The following is a 577-nucleotide window of genomic DNA, read 5'->3' on the forward strand; positions in this document are numbered from 1 at the left end:
GGCCGGGATTCGGTTCCATACCCGGCCCGGCGCCGACGGGCGATCCTCCAGCGCTTCCAGTCCGCCTTCGAGGTAGCGCTCGTACCAGCGGTAGAAGGTCCGACGGGCGATGCCAAGCTTGTCCAGCGTGCGCTTCGCCGGCAGGTGCGACTGCTCGACGATCCTGATGATTTCGAGCTTCTCGGAGGCGGGATATCTCATTCGTCGTCGCCCCCATCCGCGATCATGCTTTTTTTCAGCAAGCGGTTTTCGAGCGTCAGATCGGCCACGCATTCCTTCAGGGCGCGGGTCTCGCGGCGCAGATCCTGGACCTCGCCGGTGGTCGCGGCACGAGCGGTATCGCCGGCCAGGCGGCGCTTGCCCGCTTCCATGAACTCCTTGGACCAAGTGTAGTACAGGTTCTGGGCGATGCCCTCCTTCCGGCACAGCTCGGCGATGCTGTCGTCGCCGCGCAGGCCTTCCAGCACGATGCGGATCTTGTCCTCGGCCGAGAAATGGCGCCGGGTCTGTCGTCGGATGTCCTGCACCACCCGCTCTGCAGGGGCCTTCGTCGACGATTTTGCATTGGAGGATCTGG

1 pseudogene is annotated in these 577 nt (G+C 64.6%); it reads right to left on the reverse strand.

Annotated features, from left to right (window positions below):
- Positions 1–530, reverse strand: a pseudogene (locus AC4FS3_RS29185) (transposase); the annotation flags it as partial.
- Positions 531–577: the final 47 nt, after the last annotated feature.

Source organism: Pseudogemmobacter sp. TB195 (assembly GCF_058313095.1).